19 protein-coding genes are annotated in these 21,133 nt (G+C 42.1%); 2 read left to right on the top strand and 17 right to left on the bottom strand.

Features of this window, described 5'->3' with window-relative positions; genetic code table 11:
• Nucleotides 1–208: 208 nt before the first annotated feature.
• Nucleotides 209–547 (bottom strand): ATP cone domain-containing protein, encoded by a 339-nt coding sequence (locus K6969_RS05735; RefSeq protein WP_002935455.1) that lies wholly within the window; start codon nt 545–547, stop codon nt 209–211.
• Nucleotides 548–713: 166 nt separating this feature from the next.
• Between K6969_RS05735 and pepF the strand changes: the two genes are divergently transcribed.
• Nucleotides 714–2,504: an oligoendopeptidase F gene (gene pepF / locus K6969_RS05730; RefSeq protein ID WP_171942677.1), complete on the top strand. Its 1,791-nt coding sequence runs from the start codon at nt 714–716 to the stop codon at nt 2,502–2,504.
• A 221-nt stretch (nt 2,505–2,725) separates the two neighbouring features.
• Here the strand turns inward: pepF and K6969_RS05725 are convergent, their stop codons facing one another.
• From K6969_RS05725 to K6969_RS05655, 15 genes are all read right to left on the bottom strand, one after another.
• The gene (locus K6969_RS05725; protein WP_253911795.1) at nt 2,726–3,343 is read right to left on the bottom strand and encodes an alpha/beta hydrolase; all 618 of its coding nucleotides are present in this window, start codon (nt 3,341–3,343) and stop codon (nt 2,726–2,728) included.
• A 12-nt stretch (nt 3,344–3,355) separates the two neighbouring features.
• A complete protein-coding gene (locus K6969_RS05720; protein WP_228381548.1) occupies nt 3,356–3,898 on the bottom strand; it encodes a hypothetical protein in 543 nt (180 codons plus the stop codon).
• A gap of 13 nt (nt 3,899–3,911) precedes the next feature.
• Nucleotides 3,912–4,313, bottom strand: a complete 402-nt coding sequence (locus tag K6969_RS05715) for a VOC family protein (RefSeq protein WP_228381421.1) — start codon at nt 4,311–4,313, stop codon at nt 3,912–3,914.
• Nucleotides 4,314–4,444: 131 nt separating this feature from the next.
• Nucleotides 4,445–5,152: an MIP/aquaporin family protein gene (locus K6969_RS05710; protein WP_029173521.1), complete on the bottom strand. Its 708-nt coding sequence runs from the start codon at nt 5,150–5,152 to the stop codon at nt 4,445–4,447.
• Nucleotides 5,153–5,165: 13 nt separating this feature from the next.
• The gene (gene glpO / locus K6969_RS05705; protein WP_171942676.1) at nt 5,166–6,995 is read right to left on the bottom strand and encodes a type 1 glycerol-3-phosphate oxidase; all 1,830 of its coding nucleotides are present in this window, start codon (nt 6,993–6,995) and stop codon (nt 5,166–5,168) included.
• A 75-nt stretch (nt 6,996–7,070) separates the two neighbouring features.
• Complete coding sequence (gene glpK, locus K6969_RS05700; protein ID WP_171942675.1) at nt 7,071–8,585, bottom strand: glycerol kinase GlpK; 1,515 nt, start codon at nt 8,583–8,585, stop codon at nt 7,071–7,073.
• A gap of 229 nt (nt 8,586–8,814) precedes the next feature.
• On the bottom strand, nt 8,815–10,278 hold the full coding sequence (locus tag K6969_RS05695) for a helix-turn-helix domain-containing protein (protein ID WP_029173518.1): 1,464 nt from the start codon (nt 10,276–10,278) through the stop codon (nt 8,815–8,817).
• Nucleotides 10,268–11,620 (bottom strand): FAD/NAD(P)-binding oxidoreductase, encoded by a 1,353-nt coding sequence (locus K6969_RS05690; RefSeq protein ID WP_171942674.1) that lies wholly within the window; start codon nt 11,618–11,620, stop codon nt 10,268–10,270. The genes K6969_RS05695 and K6969_RS05690 overlap by 11 nt, the downstream gene beginning before the upstream one ends.
• Nucleotides 11,621–12,098: 478 nt before the next feature.
• Nucleotides 12,099–13,034 (bottom strand): 4-hydroxy-tetrahydrodipicolinate synthase, encoded by a 936-nt coding sequence (dapA, locus tag K6969_RS05685; protein ID WP_029173517.1) that lies wholly within the window; start codon nt 13,032–13,034, stop codon nt 12,099–12,101.
• A gap of 72 nt (nt 13,035–13,106) precedes the next feature.
• Complete coding sequence (locus K6969_RS05680; protein WP_002943623.1) at nt 13,107–14,183, bottom strand: aspartate-semialdehyde dehydrogenase; 1,077 nt, start codon at nt 14,181–14,183, stop codon at nt 13,107–13,109.
• 436 nt (nt 14,184–14,619) lie between these two features.
• Nucleotides 14,620–14,907, bottom strand: coding sequence for a DUF1905 domain-containing protein (locus K6969_RS05675; protein WP_029173516.1), 288 nt, complete (start codon nt 14,905–14,907; stop codon nt 14,620–14,622).
• 8 nt (nt 14,908–14,915) lie between these two features.
• Nucleotides 14,916–15,569, bottom strand: a complete 654-nt coding sequence (locus K6969_RS05670; RefSeq protein ID WP_029173515.1) for a DNA alkylation repair protein — start codon at nt 15,567–15,569, stop codon at nt 14,916–14,918.
• The gene (locus K6969_RS05665) at nt 15,559–16,068 is read right to left on the bottom strand and encodes a GNAT family N-acetyltransferase (RefSeq protein WP_029173514.1); all 510 of its coding nucleotides are present in this window, start codon (nt 16,066–16,068) and stop codon (nt 15,559–15,561) included. Before K6969_RS05665 ends, K6969_RS05670 begins: the two co-directional genes overlap by 11 nt.
• Complete coding sequence (locus tag K6969_RS05660; protein ID WP_171942673.1) at nt 16,069–16,686, bottom strand: DUF5052 family protein; 618 nt, start codon at nt 16,684–16,686, stop codon at nt 16,069–16,071. It lies immediately after the preceding gene.
• 76 nt (nt 16,687–16,762) lie between these two features.
• The gene (locus K6969_RS05655) at nt 16,763–18,079 is read right to left on the bottom strand and encodes an FAD-containing oxidoreductase (RefSeq protein ID WP_171942672.1); all 1,317 of its coding nucleotides are present in this window, start codon (nt 18,077–18,079) and stop codon (nt 16,763–16,765) included.
• 215 nt (nt 18,080–18,294) lie between these two features.
• Here K6969_RS05655 and K6969_RS05650 point away from each other — a divergent pair, with 215 nt between their 5' ends.
• Nucleotides 18,295–19,104: a PrsW family glutamic-type intramembrane protease gene (locus K6969_RS05650; RefSeq protein ID WP_002943604.1), complete on the top strand. Its 810-nt coding sequence runs from the start codon at nt 18,295–18,297 to the stop codon at nt 19,102–19,104.
• Nucleotides 19,105–19,147: 43 nt separating this feature from the next.
• Here the strand turns inward: K6969_RS05650 and K6969_RS05645 are convergent, their stop codons facing one another.
• Nucleotides 19,148–20,818: a formate--tetrahydrofolate ligase gene (locus tag K6969_RS05645; RefSeq protein ID WP_029173510.1), complete on the bottom strand. Its 1,671-nt coding sequence runs from the start codon at nt 20,816–20,818 to the stop codon at nt 19,148–19,150.
• Between the last annotated feature and the right edge of the window lie 315 nt (nt 20,819–21,133).

The following is a 21,133-nucleotide window of genomic DNA, read 5'->3' as shown; positions in this document are numbered from 1 at the left end:
GGAAGTTGGAAATAGAGCGAACAAAGTTCGCTACAAAACTGTCTGGGAGACAGTTTGAGGTTGGAGATGAAGCGAACTTTGTTCGCAACAGTCGTAATGATCAGATTTGGAGTGCAAAACACGAACAAATCTGCCAATCAACCACTGCGCTGAGATGTTGACACGAACTCTGAGTAGTGGTCCTGGGCCTTTTGCCCAGCCTCTTCTCTTAACGTACTTGTTCAAAACGCAGATGTACAATAATCTTATCGCCATAGCCGTTACGTTCCAAATCACGTTGCAAGCGATAGGAAATGTAATGCTCAGCAATAGAAATATACCCTGCATCTAAAAGACGGTGTTCAACTTGCGACTGAACCATGCTTATCGTTGGTCGCTCTGTATGAGCTTCTTCCAAGTCAAGCACGACTTTCTTTGTGACCTGAGCAAGATTTTTCCGCCAAGTTTCATCAATGACATAGACTGTCTGTGCAGCTTTAATGATGGCTTGGTAGATTTTATCTGGGTCAAATTCAACAATCTCTCCACTACGTTTAATGACTTGCATAAAAGCTCCTTTCTGGTTTTCAGTAAACCCTTTCATACTTATATTATCTAGGTTTTTGTGTATTTTGTCAAGTATTCTGTTTCATAAATTTTGCCTTGGCTTATTTTCGCTGAAAGCCCTTTAGTATGATATAATGGACCTATTAAAATGAAATAAGGAGAAAATCATGACAAACGCAATGCCTAAACGTCAAGAAATTGATGTGCAATTAACCTGGGATACGGACATTTTATTTCCGACCCCTGACAACTACAAAGAAAATTTAGCAGCCTACGCTAAGCAAGTGACAGCTTTCGAATCGAATTACAAAGGGAAGCTAACTGATAAGGATACCATCGTTTCCGCCTTAACAGAATACGAAAAAATCGTTATTCTTGATAGCAGACTTTCCCACTATGCCTTCCTTCCTTTGGAAGTCGATAAGATGAATACTGAATTGGCGAGCCTGGCCAACGAATACGACCTCGTTTCTGCCAAGGCACGTCCTCAACGAGATTTCCTCTATTCAGAACTTGGGCAATTAGATGAAGCCTTTCTTCTTGAATTAAAAGAAGAACAACCACAATGGGCTGCATTCTTTGATGCTATTCTCCGTGACAAGCCGCATCAACTGCACCCACTTCAAGAAGAACTTTTATCAAATTTTGCACCAACATTTGGTCAGCCCTATAGCAACTACGGTGTGACCAAGTTTGAGGATATGACCTTTGACAACTTCGAGGCAAATGGTGAAACACTTGGTAATAGCTATGTTCTCTTTGAAAATGATTATGAGCTCAGCCATGATACCGAAATCCGTCGTAATTCAGCTGCTGGTTTCTATTCAACCTTGAAAAAATACAAGAATACTACTGCAGCGACTTATTTATCTCATATCAAGAATGAGCAAATCGAAGCTCGCTTGCGTGGATTTGAAAATACCATTGACTTCCTCTTGCATAGTCAAAATGTCTCTCGTGATCTCTTCGACCGTCAGATTGATGTCATCATGAAGGAATTGGCACCTCACATGCGCCGCTATGTAAAATTGGTTGCCAAGGCTCATGGCTTGGAAAAAATCACCCATGCCGATTTGAAAATCAGCTTGCCATCAGAATACAACCAACGCATTACACCTGAAGAATCTAAGCAATTCTTGATTGACTGCTTGGGCATTCTTGGTGAAGATTATGTGAAAATGATTGAACAATCATTTGATGAGCGTTGGATCGACTTTGCTCAAAACGAAGGTAAAGCAACAGGAGGCTTCTGCGCTACTCTTTATGATGGACCATCTTACATCTTACTTTCATGGACAGGATTGATGAACGAGGTCTTGGTATTGGCTCACGAATTGGGTCACGCAGGACATTTCCAATTGGCTAAGAAACAAAGCGTCCTCAGCTACGATCCATCCCTCTACTTCATCGAGGCTCCATCTACTGCCAATGAAGTCTTGACATGTAACACCCTTTTGAAAAACAACCAAGATCCTGGCTTCCAGGCTTACTTGATTAGCGAACTGATCAGCCGTACATACTTCCACAACATGGTCACTCACTTGCTTGAAGCAGCCTTCCAACGTGAAGTCTACACTCGTTTGGACAATGAAGAATACCTCAACGGTGATATTCTCTGCCAAATCAAGTTGGATGTCATCAAGGAATTCTGGGGTGAAGACTTTGAAATCGGTGACGATGCAGGTCTTATCTGGATGCGTCAACCGCACTACTACATTGGTTTGTATCCATATACCTACTCAGCTGGTTTGACCATCGGTACAGCTATGGCTAAGCAATTGGAAGAACATCCTGAAGAAGTTGTTGAAAAATGGTTGGAAACCTTGTCACTTGGTGCAAGTCTTTCTGCCCAAGACCTTGCTAAGCACGCAGGTGTTGATGTTTCGACTGATCAACCACTTAAAGAAACTATTGCTTATGTCGGTTCATTGGTGGATAAATTGGAATCACTAATCTAAGACACATAAAAGACTTGAACTTATTTGTTCAGGTCTTTTTGTCTATTCTTTCTTGATACCAATTTTTGATATAGGTCAATTCATCCTGACTTATACTCTTCGAAAATCAAAATCAGACGTTGTTGACTTGATTTGATGAGTGAAAGGCTCCAGTGGAGCCTTTCAGCCTGTTACCTTGAAACAAAATAGTAACAGGGTTCTATCTGCTGAGTAGAAACGAACTACGTTCGCTCTATCTCCAACCTCCAAAGGTTCCCCAAACCTTTGGAGCTAGTCTGATTTTGATTTTCATTGAGTATTAAAAAATGGCCCTTGTCAAAACGAACTAGGTTGGCACTGGGAAAAGCTGACGCTTGCCAGTCATCTACAAGATTTTCAAGAGCGACTTGGTCGACGAGTTGGTCATTCTGCCCCAGTGTAAATAAAATCTCTGCTCTGCTATTTTCCATAGGAAAAGCGTAATCTAAGGCCGAAGGGTGGAGCAAGATATAATTGTCCACCAGGTTTGACTGTTTGGTCAACAAGCCCATGATAAAGTTGGCACCGTTTGAAAAGCCAACAAAGGTAATCTGCTGGTAGGGCTGAATATCTAAGTCCTGCCAAAAATCCAGAAAAGCAGTCAAACGCTTTTCAAAATCGACGAGATCCAACTGACCGTCGATCAGCGGTGCAAAGAAACGCCTTTCCCTGCCTTGACCCCAACTTCCATCGAAAGAAAAGACAGAAGCTTCAGGGGCCAGCTGTTGGCGGAGAAAGAGCATGGATTCCTTGTTTCCACCTGTGCCGTGGAAAAAGACCAAAAGACGGGGACTGGTCCCTTTGATGAAGCGATAATCCATACTTCATTTCTCCTAATAACGTTGGGAGAGAGTTTTTTCGATATCCTGCCGCTCCTCCTCAAAGAAACTTGGCAAAAATAGGTCTACCTGATCCAACTCTTCATTCTGAGCTGGCATTTCCGATTCGCGCTCACCAGTCATGGTTGCCACCTCAAACATAAGGTAATTTGGCGCGCGGAAGTACAAGGAATGAATGAAATCTCGATTAATGATACCAGAATGTGGACGATTGATGAGATTTAATCGGCTAATCAGATCTTCCAAATCAGACTTATCTAGGACACCAAATGCAATATGATGAATGGCCCCGACTCCCATCACGCTGATTGGAGACTCTTGGTCTAAAATCAAATAAAGGCGATTCTGGAAGGTGTTATCAAAGAGCAGAGAAATCACTAACTTATCCTCAAAGACAAATCGACCTTCCTCGACGAAACCAAAAGTCTCTGTCAGTAAAGATAACAATGCCTTTTCTTCACGAATCCGCATATGTAGACTGGCGATGCCAAGAATAGCGTATTCTGACGGAATTTCATCTATTTTATACGGAAACATTTCTCCGACTGATTCATGGTAAGTCGTAAGTCAAGCCAAGCAGCTGGCCATCTTCATCTTGGAAATTAAGAATATGCCCATTTCCAAAAGCCTGAATTCCTTCATTCTCCACTTCAAACTCTGTCAGTCTTTTCTGCCAAAATTCTAATGCCTCCAAATCTTTTACCAGAAAAACAGTTCTTTCCAAACGATTGGTTCCGTTTCGATGATTGGGATGGTTAGGCATATCAAAAATGGTATATTCCGTTCCAAAACGACCTTCATCATCACCGAAAAAGAGATGATACATGCTTGAATCTTCTTGATTGACAGTTTTCAAGGTCAATTTCAAACCAAGAATATGATGATAAAAATGATAGGCTTGATGAATATTTCCTACCAAGCTTGAAATGTGATGAATACCTGTATTGTTCATAAGATGACCTCACTGATGTTGATAGACTTATTTTATCGCTAATTATTGATAAACAACAATCTTTTGCTCACGATTGACAGCCAAGTAATAAAAAACTTCCCTAACCATTGCTGATTAGAGAAGGATATTTTTTAAAAAATGAAACCATAAAGGAGAGCCGCAAGCAAGCCTCCGATGATTGGACCAACTACTGGTACCCATGCATAGCCCCAATCCGAATCTCCCTTGTGCTTCAATGGAAGGATGGCATGCATGATACGAGGACCAAGATCACGCGCAGGGTTTAGGGCATATCCTGTTGGACCACCAAGAGAAACTCCGAGGGAAACAATCAAACCACCGACGATTAAAGTGCCTAGCCCTGTTGGAAAATCATACTGACCGAAAGCCAGTAATCCCAAGACCAAAACAAAGGTTCCGATTGCTTCGCTAATTGTATTAGAAACTAAGTTCCGGATGGCAGGTCCAGTAGAGAAGGTTGCCAATACAGCACCAGTGTCTTCTGTTGCATCATAGTGATCCTTGTACATGAGGTAAACTAGGATACTACCGATAAAAGCTCCGATAAATTGAGCAAGGATATAAGGGACTACAGACCCCCATGGGAGATTTCCTGCCAAGGCCATGGCAATTGATACAGCTGGGTTGAGGTGGGCTGGGCCCAATAAACCACTCACAAAGGCCGCCATGGCTACTGCTAGACCCCAACCAATTGTGATTACAATCCAACCAGCATCCTTGGCCTTACTCTTATCTAGCACTACCCCTGCTACAACACCGTTACCAAGTAATATCAGCAAGGCAGTACCCAGTACTTCACCGATTAATTCATTTGTCATCATGCACCTCTTTCTATTTTTCTTTCAAATAGGTCAAATCATTCTTAACAAGTGTATCTGCCAACAATTGTTCCTGTTGAGCAACTTCTTCTTCTGACCAAGCATAGTAAGCCGCCATTTCTTTCAAAACGTCTGGTGCTACCGCATCCAACTGCTCACGCATAAAGAGCATGTAGTTGGTACGACGGAGAAGATAGTCAACTGCGGTCAAGGTCATCTCTTCCTTCATAGCATAATGAAGGGAAAGCAAGTCACGCTTGTTCAAGCCAGAAACGGCTTCTACTTTATGGTTCAAGGCAAATACTTTTGGCGCATTTGAACCGTACAAGTTAGCAAGGTAGAGTGCATCCTCGTAGTCCAAACCTTTTTTCACACCTAATTGAGCCAAGTGTTCTATTTCTTCTGCTACATTAGCTGGGTTCAATTCACCACCAGAGACTGGATAGGTCTTAGAATTGATGAGTTTGAAGCTGCGACCATGTTCTTCTTTGAGAATGTCTGCCACTTTTTCAATTGCACCTTCCGCCATCTTACGGAAGTCAGTAATCTTACCACCAGCAAGAGTCAGCAAACCATTGTCATCACGGTCAAGGGCAGAGCCACGTGATACAGCTGAAGGATCCAAGTGTTTTTCAGAAACGCTACCTTCCAAATGTGTCAAATCATGTTCCACATCGTCACGTGTCTTTTCATTGTTCAAATAACCTTTAACTGTTTCAATCAAGCCATTAAAGCTGTCATCGCTGAGCTTACCATTATTTCCACCGTTGTAGTCAGAAGCACCATTTCCAGACAAGAGGGGACGAAGACCTGCCCAACCGCTCTCAATGTCATCCAAGGTCAAGTTTGATTCTGGGAAGCGATTATTGACAATATCAAGCAGGTAGTCAACATCTTCTTGGGTTACCATTGGATTTGCCAAATCACCAGTATAGTCTGTATCTGTCGTACCAAAATAAGTTTTATTTTCACGTGGAAGGACAAAGACCATTCGACCATCCGCATAGCCAGTATCAAAGTAAGTCGGCTGTGGTACAGACAAGCGAGAGCTATCGACAACTAGGTGCACACCCTTGGTCGGACGCATCTGGAGAACGCCTGAACCTTCTCCATCCAGATTACGCACTTCATCACTCCATGGTCCTGTTGTATTGATGACCAAACGCGCACGGATTTCAAAGGTGCGGTCTGTCAGCAAATCACGAGCAATGATACCGACAACTTTTCCAACCTCATCTTTGATGAATTTCTCAGCTTTGACACGGCTGGCAATCAAGGCGCCATCCTTGGCTGCACGTTTGATATTTTCAATAACCAAGCGGGCATCATTGTTACGGAAGTCAAGATAAACTCCTCCACCAATCAATCCTTCTTGCTTCAAGTTTGGTTCACGTTCCAGCACTTCTTCTCTTGTCAACACCTTATTGGCAAGGTCCGTATTGTTAACACCAGCCAAGAGATCATAGAGGTCCATAGCCACTTTCAAACGGAAAAGACTGAAGGTTGAACCTGGCTCGTCGTAGACTGGCAAGAGCATCGGGTCTGGCTTTGGAATATGTGGGGCAATATTTTGTACTACAGCACGTTCAGATACGGTATCGGATACCACTTCCACGTCAAATTGTTTGAGGTAGCGAAGACCACCGTGAACCAATTTTGTTGAACGGCTGGATGTTCCTTCTGCAAAGTCTTGCATTTCAATCAAGGCTGTTTCCATACCGCTTGCTGCTGCCTGCAAAGCCACACCAGCACCTGTAATACCTCCCCCGATAATCAAGAGGTCAAGTTGACGATCCTGCATTCGCTCAATAGCTAAGCGTCTTGTTTCTTTTGAAAATTCCATACGATTCACTTCCTAACTTTCGAATAGGACTGTCTAGCAAGAGGAAATTCTTCTTTCCCCTAGCTAACAAGTCCTTTATTGCTCCTCATCCACTTCTGCAAATAGTTGAGTTGCTGCGACAGCTTTTTTCCATCCCTTGTAAAGTTGTTCTTTACGAGCTTCGTTCATGGTTGGTTGGAAGGATTGGCCGACAGCGTTGAGTTCTTTCAATTCATCCAAATCTTTCCAGAAACCAACTGCTAAACCTGCTAAGAATGCTGCTCCAAGAGCTGTAGTTTCAAGGTTTTGAGCGCGTGCGATTTCAATACCCAAAATATCTGCTTGGAATTGCATGAGGAGACTGTTCATTGCTGCACCACCGTCAACCTTCAAGACAGAAATATCAATACCTGTATCCAATTGCATGGTATCAATAACATCACGAACTTGGTAGGCAATGGATTGAAGAGTTGCTTTGACGAAGTCTTCTTTTGTTGTACCACGAGTGAGACCAAAGACTGAGCCACGCGCATCTGAGTTCCAATACGGAGCTCCAAGTCCTGTAAAAGCTGGAACAACATAGACTTCATCATTGCTGGTAGACTTACGAGCAAGCTCTTCTGACTCAGGTGATGTAGTCACCATTCGCATGCTATCACGGAGCCATTGAACCGCTGAACCAGCGATAAAGATAGAGCCTTCCAAAGCATAGTATACTTTACCATTGATACCATAGCCAATTGTTGTGAGAAGGTTGTTCTGTGACAACTGCATCTCTTCACCTGTATTCATCACGATGAAGGAACCAGTTCCGTAAGTATTTTTCACCATACCTGGCTCAAATGCCAATTGTCCAAATAAGGCAGCCTGTTGGTCACCTGCCATGCCAGAGATTGGCACTTCTGCGCCATAAAAATGGAATGGAGCTGTTGTGCCATAAACTTCAGAGTTTGAACGAACTTCCGGCAACATGGCTTTTGGAATATTGAGAAGAGATAAAATTTCATCATCCCATTTCAACTCTTCAATGTTGTAGAGCATGGTACGAGCTGCGTTTGAATAATCCGTCACATGGCATTTCCCATCAGTCAATTTCCAAACCAACCAAGTATCAATGGTTCCGAAGAGAATCTCACCTTTTTCAGCACGTTCCTGCGCTCCAGGAACTTGGTTCAAAATCCAACGAACTTTGGTTGCTGAGAAGTAAGCGTCGACTACTAGACCTGTCTTTTTATGAATCATATCTGCATGACCATCCGCCTTCAGCTGGTCAGCAATATGAGCTGTTTGACGAGATTGCCAGACAACTGCATTGTAGATTGGAAGTCCTGTTTCTTTGTCCCAGACAACGGTTGTTTCACGCTGGTTGGTAATACCAATTCCTTCAATCTGATCAGGACAAACACCGCTTTCGATAAAGGACCCTGCAATCACAGACTGAACAGAATTCCAAATTTCATTGGCGTTATGTTCAACCCAACCTGGTTTAGGGAAAATTTGCGTAAACTCTTTTTGGTAACTGCCAACCTTTTCACCTTTTTTATTGAAGATAATGGCACGTGAACTTGTAGTTCCTTGGTCAATGGCCATGATGTATTTTTCAGTAGACATAGGTCTCCCTCCTGTTTGTTTATCTTTTTTTGAAAACGCTTCCGTTTTCTTGGTAATTCTATTCTAACCCATTCTTGTGAATTTTTCCTATCATTTTTTTCAAAAAAATAAAAAAATCTGATAAGCAGTGGCTAGAAAGATGATTCTATCAACTGTTATCAGAGTTTATAAAATAAATTTTTCAAGGTTAAATGCACTTACATTTTTCACAAAGACTATCTGACATCATCTAGCGATGCTCGATAGGAAAAGAAGTTTTGGTCGCCATAATCTCTGATTGACAGGACTTTTGATGATATATATCCTGTATCCATGCCTTTAATTGTACGATGTCTTGGATTTTCAATCGATTTCCTAGGCAATAAACTGGAATGCTTGTATTTTCGAGGTAATCTGTAATGATCAAATCATAGTCATATCCTGCTTGATAAGGCTCAATAAGAACCTGACGATTGCCTTCTAACTTCTCCCTTAGTTGCAACAAGAGAGGATAGGATAGAACCTCATGTAGGGAAGAAGCAAAAGCAACCTTGACCTGTATAGGCTGGACCTGGCTAAAATAAATATACAAATCCGCAATATTTGTCAGATAAGAGTTCCTTATTTCTTTATCGACTTTTCTATGAAAAACTGATTTATAGACGTCTTTTAGCAAGTCTTCTGCTTCTGGATAGAAACTAGAAGCTTCTACTTCTTCCAGTTCAACGGAAGAATAAAAGAAATATAGCTGGCTCATAATTTGGTTCAGATGATAGAGTGCTTCTTCTGAGACTGGTAAATTTTCCTCAAAATATAACCGTAATTTCTGAAGAGCCAAAGAGGTAGCTTCCATAATCGGCCCACCGAAACCAAGAACCTGCTCTAATTGATGCGGCGCTAAAATGAAATGGCTAAACAGGAAAGCAAACAACGCCATAATCTCCCCTTCTTGGAAAGAGGTGGATTGTTGCTGACTTAGTGTAAAATACATCTTTCTCAAACGTCGGTAAAACTTATGTTCTTGATAGGGTTCCATCAATTTGTAAAGGTGCTTAAAATCTAGCTGTCGCAATCGAGAGCGTTGCTGTGAAATCATTAACCACAACAAAAGACGATGGGCTTGCTTGGGATTGAGCGACGATTGATAGAAGCGTTCGAAAACCGGCAATAAGGCCTCTATTTTCCCTAGCATAAACTCTTCTTGTAATTCCGCTCTCGTAGTAGTCAAACTCAACATTTGATGTAAAAAGTACCGTATTTGAAGCTCACTACCTTTTAGACGACCACTTTTGATTCCAATACCAAATTCTGCCAATATCTGGTTCAAAGAGGCAAGATGGCGATTCAGAGTCGCTTCGCTTATCAGCAATTCTTGAGCCAGCTGTTGAATAGAAACCTCTTCCTTATCAGATAAATAAACAATAATTTGATATTTGGTACTGGTTTGACAGAGATAGGCTAGGATACGATGAAGACTCAAACTGGCCTTTTTCTTCAAAAAAACCTTTTCATCTTCGAGTTGAAAAGAGAGTCCCAAGTCGGTTACTTCTGCTTCTTCATTGAAAGATACAATATAGCGAAGAAGAGTTGATTTTGACACTTCTAAATAGTGGCAAATATCCTTTAGCGATGGCGCCTCTTTCCTATCTTCTAAGTAGAGGAGAAGCTGATAAATGGCGCGCTCACGCTTTTCCAATAAGGAATCAATCCGCATAGACACCCTCCCCATCAACCTGATAAAATTGCCGAATATACTCTTGAGCGGCCTCTACGATGAAGGGGACCAGAGGAGTATTTCCAGGAAGACAGAGCCAAGAATGTTCTACCAAGTCAAAGACGGTCAAATCCTTTGAAATCGCTAGAGACAGTACATCCATCTGTTCAATATAATCTGCAGTAGAAACGAGTTGTCCCCCTAGGAGGCGCCCACTCGTTTCTTCGACAATCAGCTTGAAATCTACTAAAGTTGGTTCCCACTGACTATATGACCTTCTAATCCGAATCGATTTACTCTCCAAACACAAGCTCGCCTCACTCTCGGTCAAGCCAAGGCTAGTTATATAATAGCCAAATACATGACTAGAAACAATCCGCTGGGCTCTCTTAATAGGAGCAATTCTCTTTTGCAAATTTCGAGCAGCCATCCTCCCTGTCATAATCGCATGATGAATCATCGGAAGATATGCCTGGCCAAAATAATCTACTGGGAGACTGACCAAATCACCTACAGCAAAAATATTCTCTTGACTTGTTTCAAGAAACTCATCCACCCATACAGTCCCTTCTGCAGTCACTTTTAGCCTGTCTTTCACTAGCTGAATATTGGGCGTCAAATTGGTGGATGGCAAGACTAAATCAGCTGGATAATTACCTGTGACTGTATGACAAACCAGCTGTTCTTCCTGAGTATCAATCGTTATCTGATTGACTGTTTCGGATAAATGAAGTTGGATTCCTCTTTTTTCCATCTCTTGACGAATCGACGCAATCATATCCTCATCAACGTACTTTGCAAGGAGTGAATCTTGCGCCTCAAACACATGCAAATTCAAATCCAACTGGCTAAGGGCATCCAAGCTTTCCAAACCAATCTGTCCTGCCCCAATCACTGCAACTGTTTTTGCATTTGTCAATTTCTCTAGACTAGCTTGTGCTTGAGATAGCGTTTTTGAGCGAATTAGATAGTCTTGAAGTTCTTCCGTTCCCCATTCCCATGTTTGACTAGCTCCCATAGCCAATATTAGCCGGTCATAAATAATATCACCTATATCTTGATGATGCCGTATCTTTACCTTTCGCATTTCGGGATAAACTGCGAGACATTCTGTTTCAAAAAGACAAGAAATAGCTGCATGCTGTACCTCACTGAACAAAGAAATCTTCGCTTCTTCCCAACCAGAAATTTTTCCTGCCACTTTCCAATTCAAGGTATTTGGAAAGTAAGCCACATCTTTTTCTCTATCAATTAGTGTTATTTGAGCATTCTGATACAATTTTCGACATTCTAAAGCTGCACTTAAACCAGCAAAGGAGGCGCCTATAATAACAATATTCATACTTAATCCTTTTATCGTTTTTAGTCATTATATCAAGAATGCCAAAAAATTGAAAAGGCTTGCAACTAAAAAGCACACCAGATAACTGATGTGCTTGTGTAAACTTAAATAAAACGAGGAAGATGGCCAGAAGCTCCTCTAGATTAATGTTTTTCTAAACACCTCACTCTTTATGCTCTAACTCACGTTAAAATAGTCACTCCCCTGACTGTCCTCGCTGTCGCATTTCTTGGCTCGGGTCTTCTATGGTCACTTTCATATTTCTTGGTGACCAGCTGATGTACTTCACTTTTTTGTTTTCAGGCTCAGGTACGAATAGACCACCGGTTTATTCGTATCCCCCAAACAAGCCTCGCTGTCGTATTTTCAGGCTCGGGTTAAAACAGTCACTTCCCTGACTGTTTTAATCCACTCCCCCAGACATTGTTCGCTCTCTTATTTCAAGGCTCACGTTAAAATAGTCACTCCCCTGACTATTTTAATAATCCGGTCTTACGACTCCTGTTACTGTGGCTTTGGTCGCTTCGTAGTCGCCGTCAACGACTACTTTAATAATGCGTTTAGCATCTTCTTCTGGGCATGGAACCAACGGCAAGCGAAGTGGACCAACTTCAAATCCAAGGTAATTAAGAACCGCCTTAACTGGTGCAGGACTTGGATAGGAGAAGAGGGCATTGACTTTCGGAATGAACTTGCGTTGAATGGCAGCTGCTGTTCGGATATCTTGCTGCTCAATAGCAGTAAACATCTCATACATTTCATCACCATTGGTATGTGAAGCAACGGAGATCACACCATCGGCTCCAAGGTTCATAGCATGAAAGGCATCGCCGTCCTCACCTGTATAAATCAAGAAGTCTTCTGGTTTATGCTCAATTAGGTAAGCCATGTTGGCAAGGCTTGTACACTCTTTAACACCGATGATGTTTGGATGCTCTGCCAAACGTAACATGGTTTCTGGCGTCATTTCAACGACAACACGACCTGGAATATTGTAGATAATGATTGGCAAATCAGAGGCATCCGCAATAGCCTTGAAGTGTTGATACATTCCCTCTTGAGAAGGTTTGTTGTAATAAGGCACAATGGCAAGACCTGCCGCAAATCCTCCGAAGGCCGCTACTTCCTTAGCAAACTCAATCGAATCGCGCGTATCATTGGTACCGATACCTGCAATCAATGGAACACGACCGTTGACAATTTTTTGTACCGCCGCAAACAATTCTAATTCTTCCGCGTGTGTAAGTGTTGGACTTTCGGCAGTTGTTCCTGCCAACAAAATTCCTTCCGTATGATGAGCCAATAAATGTTCGACCAATTCTGGCAACACATCATAGTTAATTGCACCATCTTCTTTAAAGGGCGTAATCATGGCTGTTATGATTTTTACATCACGTAAATCTTGAATAGACATAGGCTTCCTCTCTTACTGATTGTTGCTAAAAAAGGCTGAGTGCAGCCTTTTGTGTACTTTTGGTTAATAAAATTATTTCAATTCAAACTTCAATTCTGCCGTTGGACGAACAAGACCACGTTCGTGGAGGGTTTCAGCGATTTGAACAGAGTTCCATGCTGCACCTTTAAGCAAGTTGTCAGAGACAACCCACATATGAATACCGTTTTCCTTGTCCAAGTCCTTACGGATGCGACCGACAAAGGTATCTCGGCTACCAACTGCATTGACAGCTTGTGGATAGACTTGGTTTGCCACATCATCTTCCAAAACTGCGCCTGGGAAAGCTGCAATGGCTGCTTTTACCTCATCAATTGGAGCAATTTCTTTTGTTTCAATGTAAACAGACTCTGAATGAGCTGACAAGACTGGAATACGGACGCAGGTTGCAGAAACAGCAATACTATCGTCTTCCATGATTTTCTTGGTTTCTTTTGTCATCTTCATCTCTTCATAAGTATAGTCATTTTCAGTGAAGAGATCGATTTGAGGAATAGCGTTGAAGCCGATTGGATAGTGCTTCTTATCGCCACCAGAAGGAAGAATATTTGCTTCTACCGCTTTTGGCTCTACTCCATCATTCAAGACTGCACGCAATTGAGCTTGGGTTTCCAAGATAGCTCCCATACCTGCACCAGAAACCGCCTGATAGGTCGATACGATAATCCGCTCCAAGCCCCATTTCTGACGGACAGGTTCAAGCGCGACCATCATTTGAATAGTTGAACAGTTAGGGCAGGCGATGATACCATTGTGATTATCAAGCGCGTGAGCATTCACCTCAGGAACAACCAAAGGTACATCTGGATTTTGACGGAAATAAGATGTGTTATCCACCACAACTGCGCCAGCTTTTACTGCGTAAGGAGCATATTTGGCAGATGTAGAACCACCAGCTGAAAAGAGGGCAATATCCACTCCTTCAAAAGCTGTCTCTGTTGTTTCTTCGATGACAATGTCCTGTCCCTTGAACTGCAAGGTCTTGCCTGCTGAACGAGCAGAAGCCAAGAAACGCACTTTCTCGATTGGAAGAGTTGATTCTTCCAACATTTTAATCATTTGGGCACCAACTGCACCAGTCGCACCAACAACAGCTACTACATAAGCCATAGAAATCTCCTTTAAATCAATTCTTCAAAATTTTCTAAATATTTGTTATTTCATAATTATACCACAATTTCAATAAATGGAAAGTCTGAAATGCAAAAAAGCCCACCTAAGTGGGCAAGGGCATCATTTCTGATGAGAATAGAAGGTTCACACAACTATCCAAGGTCCGCTCCTGCGTTTCAATCTAATGAAGACCTCCCTAGCGTCGAAGGGAGTGGGAAAGAACTCAACTTGTCAACCAAGAGTTCGTCTTCCCACCCCCGCACAGTTGATTAGGTCAGATTTGGAGTATAAAATACGAACAAATCTGCCAATCAACCACTGCGCTGAGATGTTGACACGAACTCTTAGAAGTGTGCTGAACCTTAATCCCCCCCACTACTCGGGCTCATCGCATGTAACCATTCTACCATAATCTCAAGGATTTGCAAGCCTGTTACTCCAGTCGTTCTTGAATAGTCACCTGAACTCTATCACCAGCCTCTTTACCTATGGTAGCTCGAATAGCCTTCTGAATACCGATGATATAGCAAACATTGCCTGCTTCATCCTTGATTCCCATATTGATGATTGAACCATCATAAGGATGTTCATCAAAAGTCGCATGTACCTTTACTCTGCCTTTTCCAAATTCCTCTCGTATATCATAGGGAAAAATAACGTAGGCTCCGCCCTTATCTGGTACTGGATGAATGACTGCTTCAAACTCATAGATTTTTGACATGGATCCTCCTAGATGTACTTACTGGCTTCACGAATGGACAGACCTGCCATTTGGGACCGGTAGGTGTCAAGAAAAGTCCGTACCCATTCAGGATTGGTCTTAGAATAATCTCGCAAACTCCAACCAATCGCCTTATTGATGAAAAATTCAGTCTGATTAAGATTATTGATTAGGATTTGTTCCAACAGTTTCGTATCTGTCTTTTCTTTTTGCAAGAGTTGGTGGTCAATGGCAATTCGTCTCAGCCAGAAATCGTCATCTACACTCCATTCCAAAATGGTCTGCTTGGCCTCTGGATTGTCCAAAACAATCTTACCGACTAGCTTGTCCAGTCCGTCAATACTATCCCACCATGACTTTTCCTGAGCAAGCTTTTTCAAGCGGGGCAGGTCAGCTAAGACCAGATCTTTTTTCTTGGTGACCAGGTAATCAATAGCGATATACTGAAACTCGCGGTAGGGTTTGTCCCAACAAGCCTCTACAAAGTCCCAATCAATTCCCTGAGCCTTAAAGTCTTTGAAAAACTGCTTGGCAACTGTTCGACGGTCAGGTGTCCGAACACCCAAAAAGTCAAAGTTGTTTTTCATGTAGGCTTTCATCGGTTGGGCTTGACTAACATCTGCTACTAGTAATAATCGTTTTTCTAATTCATCAATCTTCATTTTGCTTACCTACAAGAGACTTTTGGAGCCAGACAATATCATGCCAGGTATCGAATTTGTAGCCAACTTTCTTGAAATGAGCTACCTGTTCATAGCCCCTCTTCTCATGGAGGGCTATAGAGGCTGGATTGGGCAGGGCGATACAGGCTAAGAAATTTTTAAAACCACGCGCTGTCAGTTCCCTTTCCAAAGCATTGTAGAGAAGAGTTCCAATGCCTTTTCCGCGTGCTTCTTGCTTGATATATACGGATAATTCCACCGTCCAATCGTAAGCCGCACGGGCATAGTAGGTTGAAGCATAAGCATAGCCTAGAATTTGTCCTTCTTCTACTGCTACCAGATAGGGAAACTTCTCCAAGGTCTTTTCAATCCGACTGGCAAAGTCTGCAACTGTCGGTATCTCTGTTTCAAAAGTAATGGCTGTGTTTTCAACATAAGGAGCGTAGATAGCCACCAAATCTGCGGCATCTTCTATCTGTGCTGACTGAATTTTTATCATCTAGTTCTCCAACAACTCTCTGTCATAAATCGTATAGTCACAACGATAGATAATCAAGCGTTTACCATCTATCAGTAGTTCTGATGTTTTGGGCGCATCAGAAGCATAAAGGGATACCTTATCACCAACATAGGTCGCTAATGGTGTGCCATTTTGCGAACGAATTAAAACAACCTTAGCCTTACCAGTAAAATCATTTTTCAAGCTCGAAACCATCCGATTAACCAAGGGAATAGAACGATCATAGTTGGCAATATCTACAGTCGATTGATACTTAGCAAATAAATCCTCCAAGCCCTCTTCGGCAGCAATCAAGGAAGAACCAACATGGTCAATTTCATAATTGCCAAGTGTGACCTTCAAAACAGATGAATCCGCATTGGAATAGCCTTCGGCATCCACCGAGTCAAATTCCTGATTCCGCGAAATCGATAAGGACTTGCCAGACATTTCATCGATTAACTGAGAATTCTCATCAAATGTCCGAACTGTCATTTCCAAGCCAATCCATTCTTCCTTGGTATTCTTCCACCAATTTGAAATTGATTGACAGGCTGACAAAGTAAACAAACTTGCGACTAAGACGGCACTAAGGGCTAGTTTTTTATTCCATTTCATATAAAACCTCCAATGGTTGATACCTTATTGTAACATGGAAAAAGAAAAACCGCCCTATCGGACGGTCATTACACCATTAAAAATTAAAGACATCATTCAAATTCTCAGCCATGGTCGGATGGGTGAAAATCTGTGTTTTGAAGTAGGTATAAGGGATTTTATTATCAATAGCCATAGCAATCAAGTTAATCAACTCTTCTGAATTTCGACCAAAGAGAGTTGCTCCAAGAACCAGTTTGCTTTCCTTATCCACGATAACCTTGAAGATACCTTTGAGGTCATTATTGACATGGGCACGTGGCATATTGGCAACAGGCAATTCGTTGGCAATATAGTCGTAACCTGCTTCCATGGCTTCCTTCTCGGTCAGACCAACACGAGACAGCACAGGCGTAATAAAGACGCTGGTTGGAATAGACTTGCGTTGGCTCAAGTTGTAAGTACCAGTCCCAGTCAATTTACCAAAAACGATACGGAAGTCGTCTAGGGATGTGTAAGTAAATTGTGGTCCGCCATTGACATCTCCCACCGCATAGACACCTGGAACAGTCGTTTCGCAGTAGTCATCCACCTTAACAGCACCATTTTCCAAAAGCTCAATCGCCGTATGTTCCAAGCCCAAGTCAGCAGTGTTCGGCACCCGACCTGTCGCATAGAGGACGGCATCGAAAATTGCTGTTTGACCATTGACTGTCACAGCAACTTGATCACCTGTTGCTGCGACTTGCTCAATTTTAGCACCCAAGACGAAGGTCACGCCAGCTTCTTCCATATACTCCTTGGCTAACTTGGCAACTACTTCCTCTTCTCTTGGTAAAATAGCAGAGCTGGCTTCATATACTGTCACCTGACTGCCGAGTTTGCTGTAAAGTCCAGCAAATTCAAGTCCAATGTTACCACCACCGATAATTGCCAACTTGTCAGGACGGGTTTCCAAGTTCTGAATGCCTGTACTATCATAAACGTGAGCTGTATCCAACAAACCTGGAATTGGAAGCACGCGCGACTTAGCACCTGTATTGATGACAATAGTTTCCGCAGTCAGTTGGATCGACTCTTCACCGGCCGACACTTCAACAACTTTGTCCGCAACAAAACGTGCGTGACCTTGATAAAGATTGGCACCGCTGCCTTTCAAGACCGCTTCATTTTTGTTTCGTAGACGAGTGGTGACTGTTTCCTTTTGCTCCATTACCTGCTCAAAAGTCCAGTTTTTATCTGCTGCTACCAAGAGAATCTTGGTTGGAATACAGCCAATATTGATACAGGTACCACCAAACATAGCAGGATTTTCCTCGACCAAGGCAACCTTTTTACCTGCCACAGAAAGCTTACCTGCTAAGGTCTTTCCAGCCTTACCAAAACCGATAACTAACAAATCAAATTGTTCCATAAGATACTCCTTTTATTTTTTTAACATTAGTCTATCAAAAAAGAAAATTTTTGGCACAATTCTGCTACGGCCTATTATGGAGTCCTGGTTGCAGAAAAAAACATTACAATAACTGAGAAGGTTTAGATAAAAAATAGGTGAATAATAGACGAAATGTACTTATTTTTGATACAATGTATCCATACACCAGTTTATTAATACAGAAAGGTAAAACTATGAAAGAAAAATTTCAAATGTGTAAAACTTATCTTCCAGTCGTCTTAGCAACGATTGGATTTGTCAACGGTTGCAAAATTATCTTTGGAGAATTAGGTAAGCCAAATGGCATGGAAGCTAAATATCCTCTCTTTCTCCTAACCATTTCCTTGGTCGCTATTTACATCATCCCCCTACTAGTACTGACATATTCCTTAGCTAAACGCTATAACATCTCCAAACAAGTTATAGGGCTTAGCTGGCTTTTAGGCTTAACAAGTAGCATCTCTTTTTCTGAACTGGGACATACAGCTATCGGATATTTCCTGCTCGAAATCGTTAAAGCTAGTAATAATTTCCTAAATGACTGGGGCGCAGCTATTTCAGGTCCATTGGCAGAAGAAATCGGAAAAGGGCTAACTGTTCTACTTGTACTGCTCATTTGTAGAAAAATGACACTAAAAAATGCATTGGTAAGCGGAGTGATTGTTGGATTAGGTTTCCAAATCATGGAAGACATCACCTTTGTTTTTAGAGACATGTTCATGAATAAATTAGACGGCTTTGAAACCATTCTTGAACGCGTTGGTCAAGCTGGTTGGGCCCATTGGGTTTTCACGCTTCTCTTTGCCATTGGCTTAGTAGCCCTTCTCACGAAAAATACAGGTATGTCAAAAGCACAGGGAGTATTTTGGATTGGTGCAAGCTTTGGAATCCATTTTCTCTTTAATTCACCATTCAACACAGGTATCTTCCAGACGGTGTTTCCTATCTTGAGTATTTTCCTTGGCTTACTTGCCTATCAAACGGTTGAGAAACTGTCTGAATAGACAAAAAATCCGCCTTTGAGCGGATTTTTTATATTCATTCTTGTTAGAACAAGCCGATAGCTGTCCCATCTTCTGCCACATCCATGTTGAGAGCTGCGGGTGCTTTTGGCAAACCAGGCATAGTCATGACATCACCTGTTAAGGCAACGATGAAGCCTGCTCCCAATTTTGGAACAAATTCACGGACTGTAATGTCAAAGTCTGTCGGCGCTCCAAGGGCAAACTGATCATCTGAGAAGCTGTATTGGGTCTTGGCCATGCAGACTGGCAACTTGTCCCAACCATTCTTAGCAAATTCAGTCAGCTGGTTACGAGCTTTCTTCTCGAAAACCACACCTGAGCCACCATAAATCTGCGTAACAATCTTGGTCACTTTCTCTTCCAAGCTATCCTCAGCCTTGTAAAGACGTTGGTAGTTTACTGCTTGGTTATCAATAGTAGCAACAACTGTCTCAGCCAATTCAATACCACCATCAGCGCCATTTGCCCAAACACTTGCCAACTCGACAGGTACGCCAATTTCAGCGCAAAGTTCTTTCAACGCGGCGATTTCATCAGCTGTATCTGAGACGAATTCATTGATAGCAACGACTGCTGGAATACCGTATTTCTGAATATTTTCAACGTGACGCTTCAAGTTAGAAAAACCAGCTTTCACTGCCTCTACATTTTCAGCAGAAAGTTCTGTCTTGGCTACACCACCGTGCATTTTAAGCGCACGCAGGGTTGCTACAATCACCACAGCATCTGGAGCCTTAGGCAAGTTCGGCACCTTAATATCAAGGAATTTCTCTGCTCCAAGGTCTGCACCAAAACCTGCTTCTGTTACGGTATAGTCGGCCAAACGCAGAGCTGTTGTGGTAGCGAGCACTGAGTTACAGCCATGGGCGATGTTGGCAAATGGACCACCGTGGACAAAAGCTGGCGTGCCATAGATGGTTTGAACAAGGTTTGGTTTGATAGCATCCTTCAAAATAAGAGTCAAAGCACCTTCCACCGCCAAATCACGCACATAGACAGGACTGCGATCGAAACGATAACCAATCACAATATTTGCCAAACGTTCTTTCAAGTCATTGATGTCTGTCGCCAAGCATAAAATCGCCATGATTTCAGAAGCTACGGTAATATCGAATCCATCTTCACGCGGAATACCATTGAGCGGACCACCCAATCCAACAGTTACTTTACGCAAAGCACGGTCATTAAGGTCCACAACACGTTTCCAGATAATACGTCGCTGGTCAATCCCAATCGTATTTCCTTGATGGATATGGTTGTCAATCAAGGCTGAAAGAGCGTTGTTAGCTGTGGTAATGGCATGCATATCGCCTGTAAAATGCAGGTTGATATCTTCCATGGGCAAGACTTGTGCAAAACCACCACCAGCAGCTCCGCCCTTGATTCCCATAACAGGCCCCAAAGAAGGCTCACGGAGGGCAATCATAGTTTTCTTTCCAATTTTAGACAAAGCATCCGCCAGACCAATGGTTACTGTTGACTTGCCTTCACCAGCAGGCGTTGGGTTGATAGCTGTTACTAAAATCAACTTACCAGGCGCATTTTCCTTAACGGCATTGATTTTATCAAAAGATAATTTTGCCTTGTATTTTCCGTATAATTCAATATCATCAAAGCCGATACCGACTTTTTCAACGATTTCAGTAATAGGTTTCAAGGTTACACTTTGTGCAATTTCAATATCTGTTTTCATGAAAGCTCCTAATTTCCTTATTTTTTATGGACATTATACCATACCACAGCTTATTTTCGCATATTTTTTACTATTTATTCACTAACGTACGGAATTTTCAGAAAAACTACAGGTTTCCTTACTTAAACAGATACAAATTTTTAAAAACTGCATTCTCATCATAGCTATACACTTCCATCTAAGACTAGTTTTAGTTAGTTTTTCCAAAAGAGAGTCAGTATTCCTTTAAAAATTGCCTTGATGAGCAAGCAAACGACCGCTTGCATAAAGCACTTCACTTATATAGACAATATGTAAAGACCCCCAGTTGAGAAT

It is taken from the genome of Streptococcus suis, from assembly GCF_019856455.1.
Taxonomy (GTDB): Bacteria; Bacillota; Bacilli; order Lactobacillales; family Streptococcaceae; genus Streptococcus; species Streptococcus suis_AE.
Note: the sequence above shows the minus strand (reverse complement) of the source record. Positions and strands in the feature narration are given on the sequence as shown.

Bases quoted from the DNA above. Each gene is read 5' to 3' on its own strand.
- K6969_RS05735 (WP_002935455.1), bottom strand. From the start codon at position 547: ATGCAAGTCATTAAACGTAGTGGAGAGATTGTTGAATTTGACCCAGAT.
- pepF (WP_171942677.1), top strand. From the start codon at position 714: ATGACAAACGCAATGCCTAAACGTCAAGAAATTGATGTGCAATTAACC.
- K6969_RS05725 (WP_253911795.1), bottom strand. From the start codon at position 3,343: ATGGATTATCGCTTCATCAAAGGGACCAGTCCCCGTCTTTTGGTCTTT.
- K6969_RS05720 (WP_228381548.1), bottom strand. From the start codon at position 3,898: ATGTTTCCGTATAAAATAGATGAAATTCCGTCAGAATACGCTATTCTT.
- K6969_RS05715 (WP_228381421.1), bottom strand. From the start codon at position 4,313: ATGAACAATACAGGTATTCATCACATTTCAAGCTTGGTAGGAAATATT.
- K6969_RS05710 (WP_029173521.1), bottom strand. From the start codon at position 5,152: ATGACAAATGAATTAATCGGTGAAGTACTGGGTACTGCCTTGCTGATA.
- glpO (WP_171942676.1), bottom strand. From the start codon at position 6,995: ATGGAATTTTCAAAAGAAACAAGACGCTTAGCTATTGAGCGAATGCAG.
- glpK (WP_171942675.1), bottom strand. From the start codon at position 8,585: ATGTCTACTGAAAAATACATCATGGCCATTGACCAAGGAACTACAAGT.
- K6969_RS05695 (WP_029173518.1), bottom strand. From the start codon at position 10,278: ATGCGGATTGATTCCTTATTGGAAAAGCGTGAGCGCGCCATTTATCAG.
- K6969_RS05690 (WP_171942674.1), bottom strand. From the start codon at position 11,620: ATGAATATTGTTATTATAGGCGCCTCCTTTGCTGGTTTAAGTGCAGCT.
- dapA (WP_029173517.1), bottom strand. From the start codon at position 13,034: ATGTCTATTCAAGATTTACGTGATGTAAAAATCATAACAGCCATGATT.
- K6969_RS05680 (WP_002943623.1), bottom strand. From the start codon at position 14,183: ATGGCTTATGTAGTAGCTGTTGTTGGTGCGACTGGTGCAGTTGGTGCC.
- K6969_RS05675 (WP_029173516.1), bottom strand. From the start codon at position 14,907: ATGTCAAAAATCTATGAGTTTGAAGCAGTCATTCATCCAGTACCAGAT.
- K6969_RS05670 (WP_029173515.1), bottom strand. From the start codon at position 15,569: ATGAAGATTGATGAATTAGAAAAACGATTATTACTAGTAGCAGATGTT.
- K6969_RS05665 (WP_029173514.1), bottom strand. From the start codon at position 16,068: ATGATAAAAATTCAGTCAGCACAGATAGAAGATGCCGCAGATTTGGTG.
- K6969_RS05660 (WP_171942673.1), bottom strand. From the start codon at position 16,686: ATGAAATGGAATAAAAAACTAGCCCTTAGTGCCGTCTTAGTCGCAAGT.
- K6969_RS05655 (WP_171942672.1), bottom strand. From the start codon at position 18,079: ATGGAACAATTTGATTTGTTAGTTATCGGTTTTGGTAAGGCTGGAAAG.
- K6969_RS05650 (WP_002943604.1), top strand. From the start codon at position 18,295: ATGAAAGAAAAATTTCAAATGTGTAAAACTTATCTTCCAGTCGTCTTA.
- K6969_RS05645 (WP_029173510.1), bottom strand. From the start codon at position 20,818: ATGAAAACAGATATTGAAATTGCACAAAGTGTAACCTTGAAACCTATT.